An 18,522-nucleotide genomic window follows, 5' to 3' on the forward strand; every position below is an offset into this window, starting at 1 on the left:
CAGCAAGGTGAGCACACGGCATGCGTGTGCTCACCCTACTGGTGCGTCTCAGCAGCCGATCAGGACGCCAGCTCCACCGCGCGGATCCGGGCCTCGGCCCGGCGCACGGCCTCGGCGGCCTGGTCGTCGAACTCTCCAGCGGCATGGGCCCGCTCGAGGTCCTTGCGTGCCTTCTCCAGGTCGATCTCGTGCGACATCTCCGCCCGCTCGGACAGGATGGACACCCGGTTCTCGGCCACCGACAGGAAGCCGGCGTCCACCGCGGCCACCCAGGTCTCGCCATCCGCGGTCTGGACGTCCACGACACCCTCGATGACCACCGACAGCATCGGCGCGTGGTTCGGCAGGATGCCGACGTCGCCACCGATGGTCCGAGCGATCACCAGCTTCGCCTCCCCCGACCACACCAGGCGGTCGGCGGCGACGAGCTCCACGTGAAGCAGCGCGTCAGACATCACAGGGACTTCTGGATCGCTGCCCACTGGCGCTCGACGTCGTCGAGCCCACCGCACATGAAGAAGGCCTGCTCGGCCACGTGGTCGTACTCACCGTTGGCGATCTTGTTGAACGCCTCGATGGTGTCGGCCACGGGGACCGTCGAGCCCTCGATGCCGGTGAACTGCTTGGCCACGTAGGTGTTCTGCGACAGGAACCGCTGGATGCGGCGCGCGCGGGACACGATGACCTTGTCCTCCTCGGACAGCTCGTCCACACCGAGGATCGCGATGATGTCCTGCAGCTCCTTGTTGCGCTGCAGGATCGCCTTCACCCGGATGGCCGCGTTGTAGTGGTCCTGACCGATGTACTGCGGGTCCAGGATCCGCGAGGTCGAGGTCAGCGGGTCCACGGCCGGGTAGATACCCAGCGAGGCGATCTCCCGGGAGAGCTCGGTGGTGGCGTCCAGGTGCGCGAAGGTTGTCGCCGGTGCCGGGTCGGTGTAGTCGTCGGCCGGCACGTAGATCGCCTGCATCGAGGTGATCGAGTGACCACGCGTGGAGGTGATGCGCTCCTGCAGCTGACCCATCTCGTCGGCCAGGTTGGGCTGGTAGCCCACCGCGGAGGGCATGCGGCCCAGCAGCGTGGAGACCTCGGAGCCGGCCTGGGTGAACCGGAAAATGTTGTCGATGAAGAGCAGCACGTCCTGCTTCTGCACGTCGCGGAAGTACTCCGCCATGGTCAGCGCCGACAGCGCGACCCGCAGGCGGGTGCCCGGCGGCTCGTCCATCTGGCCGAAGACGAGGGCGGTCTGGCCGATGACGCCGGCCTCCTCCATCTCCACGATCAGGTCGTTGCCCTCACGGGTGCGCTCGCCGACGCCGGCGAACACCGAGACACCACCGTGGTCCTTGGCGACCCGGGCGATCATCTCCTGGATCAGCACCGTCTTGCCCACCCCGGCACCACCGAACAGGCCGATCTTGCCGCCCTGCACGTAGGGGGTGAGCAGGTCGATGACCTTGATGCCGGTCTCGAACATCTGGGTCTTGGACTCCAGCTGGTCGAACGCCGGCGCCTTGCGGTGGATGCCCCAGCGCTCGTTGATCTCGAGCTTCTCGCCCTCGGCGAGGTTGAGGCAGTCGCCGGTGGTGTTGAACACCCGGCCCAGGGTCACGTCACCCACGGGCACGGTGATCGGCCCGCCGGTGTCGATGACCTGGCCCCCGCGGACCAGCCCGTCGGTCGGCTTCATGGAGATCGCGCGCACCATGCCGTCACCGATGTGCTGAGCAACCTCGGCGGTGATCGTCTGGGTCTCGCCGTTGAGCTCGAAGGTGATCTTCAGGGCGTTGTAGATCTCGGGCATCTGGTCGGTCGGGAACTCGATGTCCACGACAGGACCGATGACGCGGGAGATCCGGCCGGTGCCGGCCTGGCCACCCGCCGTGTTCGTCTCTTCAACAGTGGCAGTCATGTCTCTCTCACTCATTCCCGGCGTTGGCGTCGGCAAGGGCGTTGACGCCACCGACGATCTCGCTGATTTCCTGGGTAATGCCGGCCTGGCGGGCCTGGTTGGCAATTCGCTTGTACTTCTTGATCAGCTCGTCGGCGTTGTCGGTCGCCGCCTTCATCGCCTTCTGGCGGGCTGCGAGCTCGGAAGCGGCAGCCTGCAGAAGACAGAAGAAGATCCGGCTCTGGACGTACTTGGGGAGCAGTGCGTCGAGCACCTCCTCGGCGGAGGGCTCGAACTCGTACAGCGGCAGCAGGTCGTGCTTCTCGGGCACGTCGGTGCCCTCGATGACCTCCAGCGGCAGCATGCGCGTGGCCGTCGGCTCCTGGACCAGCATCGACCGGAAGCGGGTGAAGACCACGTGCACCTCGTCGACGGCGGGCGGGCGGCCCTCCTCGGCCTCCTCGTCGACGTCCCCGAGGAACGCGTCGATGAGGGTCCGGCCGATCTCGGCCGCCGCGTCGTACGTCGGCTGGTCGGAGAAGCCCGTCCAAGCCTGCGCGACCGGGCGCTGGCGGAACTTGTAGTACGCCTCCGCCTTGCGCCCCGTGACGTAGAGGTCGACCTCCTTGCCGTCCTGCTTGAGTCGCTGGACCAGCCGCTCGGCCTCCTTGAGCACGCTCGAGGAGTACGCACCGGCCAGACCACGGTCGCTGGTCACGACCAGGACCGCCGCACGACGCGGGTTCTCCGGGTCGGTCGTCAACGGGTGGTTGACCCGCGAGTGCGTCGCGAGCGCCGACACTGCGCGGGTCAGCTCCCGGGCGTAGGGCGCTGCGCCCTGCGCCCGCTGCTGGGCCTTGACGATGCGGGACGCGGCAATGAGCTCCATGGCGCGCGTGATCTTCTTCATCGACTCCGTCGACTTGATCCTCGCGCGGTACTCACGTACCGAGAGAGCCATCTCCTCAGCCCCGCTTCTGCTTGACGATCTGCTCCTGGTCGACGTCGGCGTCCTCGAGTGCCTCGTGCACCTCACGACCAGCCTTGATGGAGTGCCCGTCCGAGGTCTCGAACTGGTCCAGGAAGGTCTCGTAGGCCACGGCGAGCTGGTCGGCCGTCGAGTCCTCGAACTTACCGGACTCGCGGATACCCGCAAGGATGCCCTCGTGCGAGAGACGCAGGTAGTCCAGGAACTCCTGCTCGAAGCGGAGCACGTCGTCGGTGGGCACCTTGTCGAGGCGGCCCGACGTTCCGGTCCACAGCGACACGGTCATCTCCTCGACCGGGTACGGCGAGTAGGCCGGCTGCTTCAGCAGAGCCATCAGGCGCTGCCCGCGGTCGAGCTGCTGACGCGAGGCCGCGTCCAGGTCCGAGGCGAACATCGCGAACGCCTCCATGGCACGGAACTGCGCCAGGTCGACCTTGAGCGAGCCCGTGACCGTCTTCATCGCCTTGGTCATGGCCGAGCCACCCACCCGCGAGACCGAGACACCCACGTCGATGGCGGGGCGCTGGTTGGCTGCGAACAGGTCCGACTGCAGGAAGATCTGGCCGTCGGTGATGGAGATGACGTTGGTCGGGATGAAGGCCGAGACGTCGTTGGCCTTGGTCTCGATGATGGGCAGGCCCGTCATCGACCCCTTGCCCATCTCGTCGGAGAGCTTGGCGCAGCGCTCGAGCAGACGGGAGTGCAGGTAGAAGACATCACCCGGGTAGGCCTCACGGCCCGGCGGGCGACGCAGCAACAGCGACACCGCGCGGTAGGCCTCGGCCTGCTTGGTGAGGTCGTCGAACACGATGAGGACGTGCTTGCCCTCGTACATCCAGTGCTGGCCGATGGCCGAGCCGGTGTAGGGAGCCAGGTACTTGAAGCCCGCGGAGTCGGAGGCCGGGGAGGCCACGATGGTGGTGTACTCCAGCGCACCCGCCTCCTCCAGCGCGCCCCGGACCGACGCGATGGTCGAGCCCTTCTGGCCGATGGCGACGTAGATGCAGCGAACCTGCTTGTCGGGGTCGCCCGACTCCCAGTTCTTCTTCTGGTTGATGATCGTGTCGATCGCGATCGTGGTCTTGCCGGTCGCGCGGTCACCGATGATCAGCTGACGCTGACCGCGGCCGACCGGGGTCAGGGCGTCGATCGCCTTGATGCCGGTGGCGAGCGGCTCGTGCACCGACTTGCGCACCATCACGCCCGGAGCCTGGAGCTCCAGGGCACGACGCCCGGTGGTCTCCAGCTCGCCGAGCCCGTCGATCGGGGTGCCGAGCGGGTCCACGACCCGGCCCAGGTAGCCGTCACCGACAGCGACCGAGAGGACCTCGCCCGTGCGGCGCACGGTCTGGCCCTCCTCGATGCCCGCGAAGTCACCCAGGATGACGACACCGATCTCGCGGGTGTCGAGGTTCTGGGCCAGGCCCTTGGTGCCGTCCTCGAACTCGAGCAGCTCGTTGGCCATGCACGAGGGCAGACCCGAGACGCGCGCGATGCCGTCTCCGGCCTCGGCCACGCGGCCGACCTCTTCACGACTGGCGGTCTCGGGCTTGTAGTCCGACACGAAGCGCTGCAGCGCGTTACGGATCTCGTCCGGACGGATGTTGAGCTCCGTCATTTGTCTTCCTTACTGTTCGTCTGCTCGAAAGGGGAGTTGGTGACCGACCGGCTCATCCGGCGAGCCTGCGTCGTACGTCGTCCAGCCTGCTGACCACGGTGCCGTCGATGACCTCGTCACCGATCTCGACGCGGATCCCGCCGATCAGCGACGGTTCCACGACCACGTTGACCGAGACCGGTCGGCCGTAGCGGCGGGTCAGGGCTGCCGCGAGTCGCTGCCGGGCGCTGTCCGTGAGCGGCTGGGCCACCCGCGCCGTGGCGACGTACTGGCCGTGGACCTCGGCGGCGATCTTCTGGTACTCCGCGAGGGCGACCGCGACGGTGCGGTGAGTGCCGGCCAGTGCCTGGTCGGCGAGCACGACGGTCTCGGGCAGGGCCCGACCCTCCAGGAGGGAGGAGACCAGCGTGCGCTTGTCGGCCTGGGAACGCGCCGGATCCGACAGGGCGTCGCGGAGCTCGGAGGAGTCCTTGACCGTCTGCGCGAACGAGAAGAGCTCGTCGGTCAGCTGCCCCGACGCCCCCTTCTGCCCAGCGGAGTGCACCACGGCGATGACGCCGAGGCGCTCGAGCGCGTCAGGGAGGTGGCGCGTGGCTGCCCAGCGCATGGTCACCGCCCGTTCGAGGAGCCGGACCGCGAGCTCGGAGGCCTTGCCGCCGAAGAGCTGGCGGACCAGCCCGGACTTCGCCTCGGGGGCGAGGGAGACGTCCGTGGCCACCCGACGCAGACCGGCCTCGCTGCTCAGCACGGATGCCAAGGAGAAGAGGTCGCTGCCGACCAGCACGCCGTCGGAGCCCGGGAGCTCCCCCTGCAGGTAGTCCGACAGGGAGGCGACAGCGTCGACGGATGCTCCACGGAAGGCCATCAGTTGACCCCGCCCTGAACCTGACCGGACTCGATGTCAGCCAGGAAGCGCTCGACGACCCGGCTCTGCCGGACCTCGTCGTCGAGGCTCTCGCCCACGATCCTCCCAGCCAGGCCGGTCGCGAGTGCGCCCACCTCTGCTCGCAGCGAGGTGACCGCCTGCTGGCGCTCGGCCTCGATCTGCGTCTTGCCGTGCTCGACGATGCGGGCGGACTCGGTCTGAGCCTGGTCCCTCATCTCGGCCACGATCTGGGCACCCTGCTCACGCGCTTCCTCTCGGATGCGCGCGGCCTCGTGCCGTGCGTCGGCGAGCTGCTTCTCCAGCTCCGCCAGCTTGGCGTCGGCCTCGGCCTGCTTGGTCTCGGCTGCAGCCAGCCCGCCCTCGATCGCCTTGGTGCGCTCGGCGAACGTTGTCTCGAAGTTGGGGACGACCCACTTCTTGACGGCGAGGAAGAGCAGCCCGAAGACGACCAGGGAAAGGACGATCTCCACCGGGTGCGGGATGAGGGGATTGAGCTCCTCAGCCGCGAGGGTGATCGAGTTCATGGACTTCGGTCCTTCGTCAGTGCTTGGTCAGGGGGTCAGAGCACGAACGCGAGGGCGATGCCGATGATGGCAAGCGCCTCAGCCAGGGCGAAGCCCAGGATGGCGATCGGCTGCAGGCGGCCCTGCGCCTCGGGCTGGCGGGCGACACCGTTGATGTACGCGGCGAAGATCAGACCGACGGCGAGACCCGGACCCACGGTCGCGAGGCCGTACCCGAGCATGTTGAGAGAGCCATCCACGGCTTCTTCCTTTCGTTGTTCCTGCTAGGAGTGTTGGTTGGGCGCAGGAGGGTGTTGGGGGTGAACTCAGTGCTCTTCGGCGACGGCGCCGGAGATGTACATCGACGTCAGCAGGACGAAGACGTAGGCCTGGAGCACCTGGACCAGGAGCTCGAGGAGGCTGATGAGGCCGAACATCAGGAACGCGACGGGACCGGCGAGCTTGGTGAAGCCCTCACCGTGCAGCAGGAGGTACTCACCGCCGAGCGCGAACAGGATGAGCAGCAGGTGGCCGGCGAACATGTTGGCGAACAGACGCAGCGCCAGCGTGACCGGGCGGACCAGGATGTTGGAGAAGAACTCCAGCGGCACCAGGAGCAGGAGCACCGGTCCCTTGATGCCCGCGGGCACCGTCTGGTGCTTGAAGTAGCCGAAGAACCCGTGGCGCTTGATCCCGACGGCGTTGTAGACCACCCAGCTGAGCAGCGCCAGCGCGTAGGCGGTGCCGGCGCGGCCGAAGGTCGGGAACTGGATGAACGGGATGGCCGCCATCACGTTGTTGACCAGGAGGAAGAAGAAGAGGGTCACCAGGTATGGGATGAACGGGGTGAAGTCCCGGCTACCGATGATGTCGCGACCCAGGGAGTTGCGGACGAACCCGTAGCCGGCCTCGCCGACGTACTGGAGCTTGCCCGGCACCATGGCGCGCTTGCGGCTGGCGTAGTAGAGGAAGGCGAAGACCACTCCGGCCGCCACGACCAGCTGGATCATCGGCTTGGTGACGCCGAGGTACATCGTCTCGCCGAGGAACTCGAACGTCTTGTCCGGCCCGATCGGGGCAGGTTGAAGTCGGCCGGGCCCGGGGGGGTGAATCCCTCAGCCCGGATCGCGGTCATCCCGATCGCACTCACGCTGTCTCCTGTGTCTGCCGCACTACTGATTCGAGTTCTTGTTCGTTCCGGAGGCCGGGGGCGTGCCGAACGCCCGCCAGGTCAGGTAGAGACCCAGGACTGCGCCGAACACGATGCCGATGCCCACCAGGAACGTCGTTCCCAGCCAGCGGTCGAGTCCCCAGCCGCCCAGTCCGTAGACCAGGACACCGGTGATCACGTAGCTGAACGCACGCCAAGGGTCCTGCTGTCCGCGGGGTTCCTCGGCGTGGCTTGACCGTGAGTTCTTCAGAGCCATCGCGAACCGGACAATAGCAGTCGTGAAAGGTCATCGCGCGCCCGCCTCCTCCCGCTCGGACGCAGCCGGGTCGGCCAGGTCGTAGAGCGGGATGCGCGCCTTGGTGCTGAGCCAGGTCTGCGCAGCGATCCAGACACCCGTGCCGACGATGACGCCGGCTGCCAGCCAGCCCCGGGACACGACCGTGCCCAGGTCCCCGGAGCGGTCCAGCGCCGCGAAGACGGCGATCAGGACCGCGAGCTGGAGACCGTAGGTCAGCAACGCGACGAGGAGGGAGGCCGAGGGCATCGCGGCCGCCACGACGTGGACCACGAAGGAGCCCAGCGCCAGGACGGTGATCACCAGACCGGCCCCGATCGCCGCGCCCAGGGCGCTCGGGCGCCCACCGGTCAGGGCCGCCAGAGCGACCACTGCGATGCCCGCTCCGACGGCGGCCAGCACGGCTCCCAGAAGCACACCGAGGCCCGGATCACCGGGCTGGCGTTGCGACGTACGGGGCATGTCTGGAGGCCGTCCTGTGGGGGTCTCGGGCATGGTCTCAGGTGGCGCCCGGGTGTCTCGGAGCGCTCGTGAAAACTATCACAAGCCTCCCGGGCCGCCGAATCGGCTCACGCCTCCTCGGTCTCCCCCGCATCGAGCAGCAGGGGGCTGTGCACCCGTGGCAGCACGAAGGTGACCACCAGGGTCAGCAGGCTGCCGAGCGCCAGGGCGGCCCAGACCATGGGGCCGGAGTAGAGACTCACCACCACGGCCCCGAAGCCCACCAGCCCGGCCCAGGTCCACATGATGAAGACCGCGCGCCGCTGGGAGTGGCCGATCTCCAAGAGCCGGTGGTGCAGGTGCTGCTTGTCGGGAGCGAACGGCGACCGGCCCGCGCGGGTCCGCCGGACCACGGCCAGCACCAGGTCCGCCATCGGCACCAGCAGCAGGGAGACCGGGAGCAGCAGCGGGAGGAGCACCAGGATGCCGGCCCCCGAGCCGTCCCGGCCGAAGGAGGTCTGGGCACCGTCGAACTGGCCGGTCACGGTCAGCGCGCTGGCGGAGAGCACGAGCCCGATCAGCATCGACCCGGAGTCGCCCATGAACAGGCGCGCGGGATGGAAGTTGTGTGGCAGGAAGCCCGCGCACGCCCCCGCGAGCGCGGCGCTGAGCAGCGCCCCCGTGGTCGCGAGGGTGACGTGGTTGAGGTTGGAGAGCTGATAGCAGAAGAGGAAGAGGGCCAGGGCGCCGATCCCCACGACTCCCGAGGCGAGGCCGTCCAGGCCGTCCACGAAGTTGACCGCGTTGACCGTCGCGACCACCACCACCACGGTCAGCAGCGTCCCCTGTGTGGGATCCAGTGCCAGCTGGACCCCCTCGCTGTTGGGGAAGAAGTAGAACTTGACGCCGTAGTAGGCCAGCAGCCCCGCGGCCAGCACCTGGCCGCCGAGCTTGGTGAGGGCATCGATGTCGAAGATGTCGTCGAGCACTCCCACCGCGCAGATCAGTGCGCCCGCGGCCAGCACCACCCCGGCGTCCCGGAAGACCCAGGTGCCGCTGGTGGAGAGGAAGGGCAGCTCCCGAGCCACCAGGTAGGCCGCGACGAGCCCACCCAGCATCGCCAGTCCCCCGAGGTAGGGGATCGGCTTGGCGTGCACGTCGCGGTCCCGAACCGCCGCCACCGCCCCCGTGCGCAGCGCGATCTCCCGCGCGATGACCGTGAGGAGGTACGTCGTCGCGGCGGCGACCAGGAAGACCAGCAGGTACTCGCGCATCAGCCCTGACCCGGGGTGTCGGTGGGGCCGGCACCGCCTGACTCGTCGGTGAGCTCGATCCCCAACGGGGTGAGCACCTCGGCCAGCTGGTCCAGGTCGATCGCGCCCAGCCGCAGCACGCGGCACCCCGGCCCGGTCACGTCCACGATGGTCGACGCCACGGCGCCGGCGCTGGGACCGCCGTCGACGATCACCTCCACCCGGTCCCCCAGCATCCGCTCGGCCTCGTCGGCATCGGTGGCCGCGGGCTGGCCGGTGAGGTTGGCCGAGCTGACCGCGAGTGGGCCGGTGCGCTCCAGCACGGACAGGATGATCGGCTCGTCGGGCATCCGGACCGCCACGGTGCCATGGGTCTCCCCCAGGTCCCACTGCAGAGAGTCCTGCTGGTGGCAGACCAGCGTCAGCGGGCCGGGCCAGAAGCGCTCGACCAGGGCGCGGGCGAATCCCGGGACCCGGGTCGCCAGGGCGTCCAGGGTGGTCGCGCTGCTGACCAGCACGGGAGGCGGCATGTCTCGGCCCCGGCCCTTGGCCTCCAGCAGCGCGCGGACCGCGACGGCGTCGAACGCGTCGGCCGCGATCCCGTAGACGGTGTCGGTGGGCAGCACGGCCAGCTCCCCGCGGCGCAGAGCCAGACTGGCTGCCTCGACGGCTTCCTCGCGTTCGTGCTCCGTGGCGGTCGCGTGTCGCATGAAGGTCATCGTGCCAGTCGCGCCGTCAGGAATCTCGCGCGCCCGGCCAGGTCAGCGTGGTCGCGGACCTCCGCCCAGCGCCCGGAGGTGGCGAACACCGCCGGCGCGCTCTCCCCCTGGGCGTCGGCGTGCTCGGCACCCACGACACCCCCGCGGCGCAGCAGGAGCGCTGCCCGCTCCTCCAGGACCCGGATCGCGTCGAGGCCGTCGTCGCCGGAGAACAGCGCCAGGTGCGGGTCGTGGTCACGGGCCTCCGCGGCCACCGACTCCCACGCCTCCAGAGGGATGTACGGCGGGTTGCACACCACCACGTCCACCGTGCCGGCCAGCTCCGGGAAGGCCGTGGCCATGTCCCCCTGGCGCAGGTCCACCCCCGTCCCGGTGAGGTTGCGCAAGGCCCAGCCGTGGGCGGCCTCGTCCAGCTCGACGGCATGCACCTGCGCGGAGGGCGCCTCGTGGGCCACTGACGCGGCGATCGCCCCCGACCCGGTGCACAGGTCGACGACCACGGCACCACGGCCGGTGGCGCGCTCGACCTCGAGCGCGGCCTCGACGGCCCACCCGGCCAGCAGCTCGGTCTCCGGCCGCGGCACGAACACGCCCGGCCCCACCTCTAGCTCGAGGTAGCGGAAGGCCGCGGAGCCCAGGATGTGCTGGAGCGGCTCGCGGGTGGCGCGCCGCGCCACCAGGGCGTCGTAGGCCTGCGCGTCACCCAGCGACAGCTCCTCGACCTGTACCAGGCCCCCCAGGGACACCCCGAGCACGTGCGCGAGCAGCTCGTCCGCATCCCGGTCCGGACTGGCCACCCCCGCCTCGCGCAGCCGCTGGGCGGCGAGGCGACGAGCAGCCCGAGCGTGGCTCACTGCTCGAGGGACTGCAGACGGGCAGCCAGGTCCATGGCCACACAGCTGTCGATGATCGGCCCGAGGTCACCGTCCAGCACCTGGTCGAGGTTGTGCGACTTGTAGCCGGTCCGGTGGTCGCTGATCCGGTTCTCGGGATAGTTGTAGGTGCGGATGCGCTCCGACCTGTCCACCGTCCGCACCTGTGAGCGCCGGGCCTGGCTGGCCTCGGCGTTCGCCTCTTCCTGGGCCGCGGCCAGCAGCCGGGCACGCAGGATCCGCATCGCCTGCTCCTTGTTCTGCAGCTGCGACTTCTCGTTCTGGCAGCTCACCACGATCCCCGACGGCAGGTGGGTGATCCGCACCGCGGAGTCGGTCGTGTTCACGCTCTGGCCACCCGGCCCGGAGCTGCGGAAGACGTCGATGCGCAGGTCGTTGTCGTCGACGACCACGTCGACCTGCTCGGCCTCGGGGAGCACCAGCACGCCGGCGGCAGAGGTGTGCACCCGGCCTTGCGACTCGGTGACCGGGACTCGCTGCACCCGGTGCACGCCGGCCTCGAACCGGAGCAGCCCGTAGGGCGCCTCCCCGGGCTGGGGCGTGCCCTTGGCCTTGACCGCCACCGTGACGGACTTGTAGCCCCCCAGGTCCGACTCGGTGGCGTCCAGCACCTCGGTGCTCCAGCCCTTGGTCTCGGCGAAGCGGGTGTACATCCGCAGCAGGTCGGCGGCGAACAGCGCCGACTCCTCGCCGCCCTCGCCTGACTTGACCTCGAGGATGGCGTCCTTGGCCTCGGTCGGGTCCCGCGGCACCAGGAGGTGCCGCAGCCGCTCCTCGGCACCGGCGTGCCGCTTGACCAGGCTCTCGACCTCCGTCGCGAAGTCAGGGTCCTCGGCGGCCAGCTCGCGGGCGGCCTCGATGTCCTCGGCCAGCTCCTGCCACTCGCGCCAGGTGGCGATCACCGCGGAGAGCTCGGCGTAACGCTGGTTGAGCTGCTTGGCCAGCCGCTGGTCCGCGTGGGTCTCCGGCTCGGCCAGCCGCTGCTCGAGCATGGCGTGCTCGTCGACCATTCCCTCGACGGCCTCGAACACGGGCGGTCACCTCCACAAACTGCTTGCACGGACCTGCAGGACACGCCACCTCCGCGGCGCGGGCGCCTGGGCGCAGCGCCTGGCGACAGGCGCACGAACGACAGGCGCACGGACGAAATGCCGAACGCCGGTCACCCACATGGAGGTGGGGACCGGCGTCCGGGTCGGAGCTACTTCTGGGCAGCCTTGGCGTAGCGGGCCTCGAAGCGGGCCACGCGGCCACCGGTGTCGAGGATCTTCTGCTTGCCGGTGTAGAACGGGTGGCACTGCGAGCAGACGTCGGCGTGAAGCTTGCCGGACGGGGCAGTGCTGTGGGTGGTGAACGACGCGCCACAGGTGCAGGTCACCTGGGTCTCGACGTAGTCGGGGTGGATGTCCTTCTTCATGTCAGTCCTTTCGGGGCCGCCGGGTCGCTCCGCCTGCTGCGGAGACGTGAACCGGAACCGACGCACAAGTGTGCCACCGTGCCCAACAAGCGTGCTAATCGGTAGATTCCCCGATGACCAGGCGAGCTTCGGCCCGGCGGGCATGGTCCAGGTCACTGAACCCCTGCCGTTCCATGGTGCCCCAGTCGCGGGTGGTCCCCCGGAGTGCCTCGACGATGCCCTGCAGCCGCCAGAACGCGTTCATCTGGCGGTAGCCCACGTTCTCCTCCACGGCCGCGCCGATCGCCCGGAGCAGGTCGGGGACCCCTCGGTAGCGCCGGAAGCTCACCTCCTCGGCCAGCAGCGCGATCAGGGTGACGAGCACGGCGAACAGCACCGAGGCAGTGAGCAGGATGATCACCAGTGGCGGGTTCACCACGTCCCACCCCGGGATCAGCCACGTCTCCACCGCCAGGGAGCACAGCAGGAAGACCATCAGCACCAGCCCAGCGACCTCGACCACCGGCGCCAGCAGCTCGAAGGCGACGAACCAGGGCATCGCCACCATGCCGGCCACGCCGTACCGGGGGCGGAACAGCATCCGCTTGTGTCGCCACAGGATCTCGGCCAGGCCCCGGTGCCAGCGCCGCCGCTGCATGCGCAGCACCGCGCGGCTGTTGGGCACCTCGGTCCAGGCCACCGGCTCCGGCACGAAGACCACGCCCGCCTTGCGGTCGGTCTCGCCGAGGTGGCGGTGCAGACGCACCACCAGCTCCGCGTCCTCGCCGATGCAGTCGGTCGCCAGCCCGTCGACCTCGAACAGCACGTCCTTGCGGAACACCCCGAAGGCGCCCGAGATGACCAGCAGCCCGCCCGCCCGGCTCCACCCCGAACGGCCCACCAGGAAGGCGCGCAGATACTCCACCACCTGGATCCGGGCGATCCATCGTCGCGGCATCTTGACGTCCACCACCCGTCCCCGGTCGACCTTGGAGCCGTTGGCGACGCGCACCACTCCCCCGGCCGCGACGACGTTGCCGGGGTCGTCGGCGAACGGCCTGGCGACGTTGAGCAGGGCGTCGGGATCCAGCAGCGAGTCCGCGTCGACCATGCACACCAGCTCCTTGCGGGAGTAGTTGATGCCGGCGTTGAGGGAGTCCGCCTTGCCGCCGTTGGTCTTCACCACCAGCGCCAGGTTGCGGGCTCCCCGCCTGCTCACCCAGGTGGAGACGATCTCGCCCTGAGTCGGGATCGAGCCCGCAGCCACCAGCGGGACCTCCTGCATGTCGAACTCCGCGATCAGCAGCGCCGAGGTGTCGTCGGTGGAGCCGTCGTCGATCACCACCACCTCGAAGTCGGGGTAGCGCAGCGACGTCATCGCCTGGACCGAGGTGAGGATCGTCGCGGCCTCGTTGAACGCGGGCATCAGCACCGAGACCCCGCGCGCGTGGGGGTCCAGGAACCACTCGTCGTAGCCCGCGAAGGCGAGTCGACGCCGGTAGGAGGCGAGATCGGCGACCGCCAGCAGGGTGAGCAGCGCGAAGCTGGCGTTGATCAGCACCGAGTAGACGGCGAAGACGATGGTCGTCCAGTGCACCAGCGGACCCAGGGCGTGGATCAGCTCAGGCACTGGGCACCGCCAGTCGCGCCAGCGCGAGGGCCTCGCGCACCACCGGGTGCGCGGCGCTGGCCTCCAGGGTCCGTCTCCCGGCGAGGCCGCAACGCTCCAGTGCCTGGGCCGCCGCGCGGGCGACCTCGATGTTCTCGTCCCTCAGGGCGGCGGCGAGGAACGCGACCGACCCGGGGCCGCCGATCTTGCCCAGCGCGACCGCAGACGTGCGTCGCACCTCCATGGAGGCGTGGTCCAGCAGCCCGGCCAGCGACATCACCGAGGTGGGTGCCCCCAGGTCGCCCAGGGCGTTGACGCAGGCGATGACCAGCTCCGTCGCGTCGGACTCGAGCGCGGCCTCCAGGGTCGGCACGGACCTGTGACCTCCGACGAGGCCCAGTACCTCGGCAGCCAGGAACTGGCGCCGCAGTGCGACGGGCGAGGCGTCCTGCGGGGCCGCCAGGGCGCGCGCGAGCACCGGCACGGCCGAGGGGCCGATCCGGTCGACGGTGGCCAGGAAGTCGTGCCGCAGCCGCACCTCGTTGGCAGCGGCGTCGAGGACGGCCTGGACCACCTCGTCGCCCGAGTACGACGCCAGCGCGAGCGTGGCGGTCCGCCGTACGGCGAACTCGCGGTCGACCAGCCCCTCGAGCAGCCGGTCGAGGCTCTCGGGGCGGCGAGGATCCCCAGCTGGTGCATGCCGCGGCAGCGGCGCACCACCGAACGGCTCCGGGCCAGGCGCCGGGACTCGTGGAGCGAGCCCCAGTCGCGCATCAGCGCCTGCAGGCGCTCGCGGGCCCCGCCGCGCAGCTTGGGCACCAGGGCGAACGCGTCGTCGTACACCGCGCGCCGCTCCTTGCGACCGGTGCGCAGCAGCGCCAGGGTGGCGAGCTCGACCTCCTCGTCGTCACCGGCGGTGAGGAGCAGGACCTGCTGCCAGATCGGCGCACGCACGTTGCGCCGCCTTCCCTCCGAGTGGTCCCGCAGGACCCTGATCACCACCAGGGCGAGCACGACGACGAGACAGGCCAGACCACAAGCAACGGCCGCGTACCACGCGAACCGCTCTACGGTCATCGTGCTCGGGTCAGCAGCGCCTGGACTCGGGAGGCAAGCTCACGGGGGCTGAACGGCTTGGTGATGTAGTCGTCGGCGCCGGAGTCGAAGCCGGTCTCCACGTCGGACTCCTGCGCCCGGGCGGTCAGCAGGATGACAGGGAGGTCTGCGAGGGCGGGATCGTTGCGGATGACCCGCACCGCGTCCAGCCCAGACATCCCCGGCATCATCACGTCGAGCACCGCGAGGTCGGGGCGCTGGCGCTGCACCTCGTCCACCGCGGAGGCGCCGTCAGCAACAGCCACCACGTCGTGCCCGAGGGTGGAGAGCTTGAACTCGACGAGCTCCCTGATGTCGACGTCGTCGTCCGCGACCAGAATCCTTGCCATTGTCCTGAAGGACCTTCCGTTCGATGTGACCCACAGACTAGGTCAACTCCATGGTGGCCGCGGCCGAACGCTCCGGCGCGTGATCTCTTGTGTTTACCCCAACAGGGGTAGGTGCGGTGCGCGCTAGGCGAGCTCGGCCACCGACGGCGTGCTGCGCTGCACCTGGGTGAGGAAGTCGATGTTGCTGTGCGAGCCGCGCAACCGCGCCAGCAGCAGCTCCAGGGCCTGCTCGATCTCCAGGTCGCCCAGCGCCTTGCGGAGCTTCCAGACGATCGCGACCTCCTCCGGGCTCAGCAGCAGCTCCTCGCGGCGGGTGCCCGAGGCGACCGCGTCGATCGCGGGAACAAGCGCCTGTCCGCGAGCTCGGACCGCAGTCGCAGCTCCATGTTCGCGGTGCCGGTGAAGTCCTCGAAGATCACCTCGTCCATCTTCGATCCGGTCTCCACCAGCGCGGTGGCCAGGATCGTCAGCGATCCGCCGTCCTCGACGTTGCGCGCGGCGCCGAAGAACTGCTTCGGCGGGTGCAGCGCGCTGGAGTCCACTCCCCCGGACAGGATCCGGCCGCTGGCCGGGGCGGCCAGGTTGTAGGCGCGGGCCAGCCGGGTGATGGAGTCGAGGAGGACCACCACGTCGTGGCCCAGCTCGACGAGCCGCTGCGCGCGCTCGATGGCCAGCTCGGCCAGCATCGTGTGGTCCGTGGCGGGCCTGTCGAACGTGGAGGCGATGACCTCTCCCTTGATGGTCCGCTGGAAGTCGGTCACCTCCTCGGGGCGCTCGTCGATCAGCACGACCATCAGGTGGCACTCGGGGTTGTTGGTGCTGATCGAGTTCGCGATGGACTGCAGCACCCTCGTCTTGCCGGCCTTGGGCGGGGACACGATGAGGCCCCGCTGCCCCTTGCCGATCGGCGCCGCGACGTCGATGATCCGACCGATCAGGTCCTGGCCACCGGTCTCCAGGCGCAGCCGCTCGCTCGGGTGCACCGGCGTGAACGAGGCGAACTCCGGCCGGTCCTTGGCCGCCTCGGGGTCGCCGCCGTTGACCGAGTCGATGCGCACCATGGGGTTGAACTTCTCGCGCCGCTCGCCCTCGCGGGGCTGGCGGACCTGGCCGACGATGGCGTCGCCGCGCCGCAGCCCGTACTTGCGCACCATCGACAGCGAGACGTAGACGTCGTCGGCGCCGGGCAGGTAGCCGGTCGTCCGGACGAACGCGTAGTTGTCGAGAACGTCCAGGATGCCGGCGGCCGGCACCAGGATGTCGTCCTCGAGGATCGAGGTGTCGGGCTCGTTGCGGCCGCCGGCGCGCGGCGTGGTCCGCTCGCGTCCCCGGCGACGGCGGTTCCGCCTGCTGCCGGCGTCGTCGTCCAGGTCGTCCTGGTCCCGGTTGCCCTGCTGGTCCCGGTTGCCCTGCTGGTCCCGGTTGCCCTGCTGGTCCCGGTTGCCCTGCTGGTCCCGGTTGCCCTGCTGGTCCCGGTTGCCCTGCTGGTCCCGGTTGCCCTGCTGGTCCCGGTTGCCCTGCTGGTCCCGGTTGCCCTGCTGGTCCCGGTTGCCCTGCTGATCGCGGTTGCCCTGCTGATCGCGGTTGCCCTGCTGATCGCGGTTGCCCTGCTGGCGGCGCTGCCGCTTCGGGGTGTTGGCCTCGTTCTCGCGCTGGGCGTCCTGCTCGTTGTCCCGGGCGCGCTCCTCGCGAAGCTCCGTCGACGCCTCGCGCCGCGCCTCCCGGGTCTGGCTGGTCACGGTGTGCCCACCCTGGGCCTCGATCGCGGGCTCGCTCGAGCCAGCCGCAGCAGCCTCGCCCCGACTACGACGGCGGGTGGCGCGGGCCGGCGCGTCCGGCGTCCTGGACTCATCGGCGGGCCCGCTCGGGGTGCCGGCGGCGTCCTGGCTGCCGGACTCGCCTGCCCCGGTCCCGGACTGGACGGGCGCGCCGCCGGCCCTCTTGCCAGCCGATCGCGCCGCGACCCGCTCGGTGGACCGGGCAACGGCAGGCTGGCCCTCGGGGCCGTGCTGGGGGCCGCGTCGGCGGCTGCGGCTCGGGGCGGGGACTGCACGCCGCGGATCGCCTCGACGAGCTGCGCCTTCTTCATCGAGCCGGCACCGGGGATGGCCAGCGCGCCCGCCATCGCCTTGAGATCCGCGAGCAGCATGGTGTTGAGGCTGGTGGCGCGCTTGCGCTGCGTCGGCGCAGTCGTGTCGGGCGCCTGCGTCGCCTCGGAACCGGTCGAGCCGGGGGTTTCGGTCACGTGAAGTCCTTGCCACGTCCAGTGCGGGGCGGTGAGAACCGCCGGGCATCCGTTGATGAGTCTCCCCGACCTCGTCGCTCGCGGATGCGAGGCGCCGGTGCGGACACGTCGGAAGGGGGATGAGGCACACCGGGGGGTGCTCTTCGCAGTCACCGGTGGTCGCGCGCGGGTGGCGCGCCGGTCACGCTACCACTCCCGGCGCCCCCGGATCGGGAGCGGGCGGCGGGCGGCGGTGCGGCCTCCCCCGCGTCGTCAGTGCCCGCGTCGTCAGTGCACCGTGGCGCCGTCCTGGTCGACCTCGAGGTGCCGGGCCTGCCAGCCCGACGGGCAGCGGCTCAGCAGCCCGCCCACCGAGGCGTGGTCGGTGAGGGCCAGGACGGTGGGACCGGCTCCGGAGACCACCGTCGGCACCCCCGACTCGCGCAGCCGGCGCACCAGGGCCAGGGAGTCGGGCATCACCGGCTCCCGGTAGTCCTGGTGCAGGAAGTCCTCGGTGGCCGCCATCAGGCACTCGGGCCGGTCCGCCAGCGCGGCGACCAGCAGGGCCGCGCGACCGGCGTTCGCCGCTGCCCGGGCGTGCGGCACCGTATCGGGGAGCAGGCCCCGTGCGAGCGACGTCGCCACGGGTACGTCGGGCACGAACGCGACCGCCGTGACCCGGGGGTCCACGGCACTCTTGACGGCGTACCAGTGCTCGTCCGCCCGCCCGGCGATCGTGAAGCCGCCCAGCAGGGCCGGAGCGACGTTGTCCGGATGCCCCTCCAGGTCCGAGGCCAGGGCCAGCAGGGCGTCGTCATCCAGGAGCAGCGCTCCCCCGGCCACCAGCGCTCGGGCCAGCACCAGGCCTCCGACGATCGCCGCGGAGGACGACCCCAGGCCCCGGGCGTGCGGGATCCGGTTGTCGCAGACCAATCGCAGCCCCGGCGGCTGGGCGCACATCGCCTGGAACGCGCTCCGCATGGCGCGCACCACGAGGTGGCTCTCGTCCTGGGGGACGTCGGCGGCGCCCTCGCCCCGCACCGAGATCTCCAGTCCCGATTCCACGACCTGCGCGACCAGGGAGTCGCGCCAGGCCAGCGCGAGGCCGAGACTGTCGAATCCGGGCCCGAGGTTGGCGGACGTGGCCGGGACGGTGACCCGGACCTCGCCCTGCACGAAGGTCGGCACGG

Annotated in this window: 20 protein-coding genes and 1 pseudogene; all 21 read right to left on the minus strand. The window is 70.3% G+C overall.

Annotated features, from left to right (window positions below):
* Positions 1-59: 59 nt before the first annotated feature.
* The 21 genes and pseudogenes from C0R66_RS12150 to thrB all read right to left on the minus strand — a co-directional run bounded on the left by C0R66_RS12150 (position 60) and on the right by thrB (position 18,520).
* On the minus strand, positions 60-455 hold the full coding sequence (locus tag C0R66_RS12150; RefSeq protein ID WP_101524912.1) for a F0F1 ATP synthase subunit epsilon: 396 nt from the start codon (positions 453-455) through the stop codon (positions 60-62).
* The gene (atpD, locus tag C0R66_RS12155) at positions 455-1,912 is read right to left on the minus strand and encodes a F0F1 ATP synthase subunit beta (protein ID WP_101524913.1); all 1,458 of its coding nucleotides are present in this window, start codon (positions 1,910-1,912) and stop codon (positions 455-457) included. Before atpD ends, C0R66_RS12150 begins: the two co-directional genes overlap by 1 nt.
* A gap of 7 nt (positions 1,913-1,919) precedes the next feature.
* A complete protein-coding gene (locus C0R66_RS12160) occupies positions 1,920-2,852 on the minus strand; it encodes a F0F1 ATP synthase subunit gamma (RefSeq protein WP_101524914.1) in 933 nt (310 codons plus the stop codon).
* 4 nt (positions 2,853-2,856) lie between these two features.
* On the minus strand, positions 2,857-4,497 hold the full coding sequence (gene atpA / locus C0R66_RS12165; protein WP_101524915.1) for a F0F1 ATP synthase subunit alpha: 1,641 nt from the start codon (positions 4,495-4,497) through the stop codon (positions 2,857-2,859).
* A 52-nt stretch (positions 4,498-4,549) separates the two neighbouring features.
* Positions 4,550-5,362 (minus strand): F0F1 ATP synthase subunit delta, encoded by an 813-nt coding sequence (locus C0R66_RS12170; protein WP_101524916.1) that lies wholly within the window; start codon positions 5,360-5,362, stop codon positions 4,550-4,552.
* Positions 5,362-5,907, minus strand: coding sequence for a F0F1 ATP synthase subunit B (locus tag C0R66_RS12175; RefSeq protein WP_101524917.1), 546 nt, complete (start codon positions 5,905-5,907; stop codon positions 5,362-5,364). Before C0R66_RS12175 ends, C0R66_RS12170 begins: the two co-directional genes overlap by 1 nt.
* 35 nt (positions 5,908-5,942) lie before the next feature.
* Entirely contained in the window at positions 5,943-6,146 is a 204-nt protein-coding gene (locus C0R66_RS12180; protein ID WP_275887100.1) for an ATP synthase F0 subunit C, read from the minus strand.
* A gap of 66 nt (positions 6,147-6,212) precedes the next feature.
* A complete protein-coding gene (gene atpB, locus C0R66_RS12185) occupies positions 6,213-6,920 on the minus strand; it encodes a F0F1 ATP synthase subunit A (RefSeq protein ID WP_241901430.1) in 708 nt (235 codons plus the stop codon).
* Positions 6,921-7,058: 138 nt separating this feature from the next.
* A complete protein-coding gene (locus C0R66_RS12190) occupies positions 7,059-7,313 on the minus strand; it encodes an AtpZ/AtpI family protein (RefSeq protein ID WP_101524919.1) in 255 nt (84 codons plus the stop codon).
* A 30-nt stretch (positions 7,314-7,343) separates the two neighbouring features.
* Complete coding sequence (locus C0R66_RS12195; RefSeq protein WP_158648028.1) at positions 7,344-7,769, minus strand: hypothetical protein; 426 nt, start codon at positions 7,767-7,769, stop codon at positions 7,344-7,346.
* A 152-nt stretch (positions 7,770-7,921) separates the two neighbouring features.
* Positions 7,922-9,067: a glycosyltransferase family 4 protein gene (locus C0R66_RS12200; protein ID WP_101524921.1), complete on the minus strand. Its 1,146-nt coding sequence runs from the start codon at positions 9,065-9,067 to the stop codon at positions 7,922-7,924.
* Positions 9,067-9,756, minus strand: coding sequence for an L-threonylcarbamoyladenylate synthase (locus C0R66_RS12205; RefSeq protein ID WP_338039562.1), 690 nt, complete (start codon positions 9,754-9,756; stop codon positions 9,067-9,069). The genes C0R66_RS12200 and C0R66_RS12205 overlap by 1 nt, the downstream gene beginning before the upstream one ends.
* A 5-nt stretch (positions 9,757-9,761) precedes the next feature.
* Complete coding sequence (gene prmC, locus C0R66_RS12210; RefSeq protein WP_101524923.1) at positions 9,762-10,619, minus strand: peptide chain release factor N(5)-glutamine methyltransferase; 858 nt, start codon at positions 10,617-10,619, stop codon at positions 9,762-9,764.
* On the minus strand, positions 10,616-11,689 hold the full coding sequence (gene prfA / locus C0R66_RS12215) for a peptide chain release factor 1 (RefSeq protein WP_101524924.1): 1,074 nt from the start codon (positions 11,687-11,689) through the stop codon (positions 10,616-10,618). Before prfA ends, prmC begins: the two co-directional genes overlap by 4 nt.
* 170 nt (positions 11,690-11,859) lie before the next feature.
* Positions 11,860-12,075, minus strand: coding sequence for a 50S ribosomal protein L31 (gene rpmE, locus C0R66_RS12220; protein ID WP_101524925.1), 216 nt, complete (start codon positions 12,073-12,075; stop codon positions 11,860-11,862).
* Between the two features lie 94 nt (positions 12,076-12,169).
* A complete protein-coding gene (locus tag C0R66_RS12225) occupies positions 12,170-13,684 on the minus strand; it encodes a glycosyltransferase family 2 protein (RefSeq protein WP_199286662.1) in 1,515 nt (504 codons plus the stop codon).
* Positions 13,677-14,237 carry a HEAT repeat domain-containing protein gene (locus tag C0R66_RS12230; RefSeq protein WP_101524926.1) on the minus strand — a complete coding sequence of 187 codons (561 nt, stop codon included), beginning with the start codon at positions 14,235-14,237 and terminating at the stop codon, positions 13,677-13,679. Before C0R66_RS12230 ends, C0R66_RS12225 begins: the two co-directional genes overlap by 8 nt.
* A gap of 499 nt (positions 14,238-14,736) precedes the next feature.
* Positions 14,737-15,108 (minus strand): response regulator transcription factor, encoded by a 372-nt coding sequence (locus tag C0R66_RS12235; RefSeq protein WP_101524927.1) that lies wholly within the window; start codon positions 15,106-15,108, stop codon positions 14,737-14,739.
* A gap of 123 nt (positions 15,109-15,231) precedes the next feature.
* Positions 15,232-16,382 (minus strand): annotated as a pseudogene (rho, locus tag C0R66_RS19545) (transcription termination factor Rho).
* 461 nt (positions 16,383-16,843) lie between these two features.
* Positions 16,844-17,353: a Rho termination factor N-terminal domain-containing protein gene (locus tag C0R66_RS19550; RefSeq protein WP_241901431.1), complete on the minus strand. Its 510-nt coding sequence runs from the start codon at positions 17,351-17,353 to the stop codon at positions 16,844-16,846.
* 267 nt (positions 17,354-17,620) lie between these two features.
* Positions 17,621-18,520 (minus strand): homoserine kinase, encoded by a 900-nt coding sequence (thrB, locus tag C0R66_RS12245; protein ID WP_101524928.1) that lies wholly within the window; start codon positions 18,518-18,520, stop codon positions 17,621-17,623.
* Positions 18,521-18,522 lie beyond the last annotated feature (2 nt).

Origin of the sequence: Nocardioides houyundeii (assembly GCF_002865585.1) — a bacterium.
Taxonomy (GTDB): Bacteria; Actinomycetota; Actinomycetes; order Propionibacteriales; family Nocardioidaceae; genus Nocardioides; species Nocardioides houyundeii.